The following is a 374-nucleotide window of genomic DNA, read 5'->3' as shown; positions in this document are numbered from 1 at the left end:
CAGCAATTGAAGCTAAATCATGATTAAAAAATGCTGCTCTTTTAACTAAAGCAATGTTATCGTTTAATAAATCTTTTTCACTTAACACGACTTGCGGATAATTATTATTGGGAGTCGCTGACATGTGAACAATAAAAGATGCTGCTTGTTGCAATAAAGCATCCGCACGCACTTCGTGTTTTTGACTCACTTTCCTTACTTTTTGTTGATCATAAATATCATTAAATAAAACATTACGTTTATTAGCTGATCCATAATGGGCTTCATCACGAATATAAATTAATTCGTAATTCTCGTATTTTACAGCGGTTAAAAAAGCGTCTAATTTCCCGTATTCGGTTAATATTTTTTTATTTCCAAAAGTCGATGAACCA

Annotated in this window: 1 pseudogene; it reads right to left on the bottom strand. The window is 31.8% G+C overall.

Features of this window, described 5'->3' with window-relative positions:
* A pseudogene (locus OF365_RS03310) lies at positions 1-374 on the bottom strand (DEAD/DEAH box helicase family protein); the annotation flags it as partial.

Origin of the sequence: Ureaplasma zalophigenitalium (assembly GCF_025780055.1) — a bacterium.
In the GTDB taxonomy this organism is placed as follows: Bacteria; Bacillota_I; Bacilli_A; order Mycoplasmatales; family Mycoplasmoidaceae; genus Ureaplasma; species Ureaplasma zalophigenitalium.
This window is presented reverse-complemented; position numbering and strand designations above follow the sequence as displayed.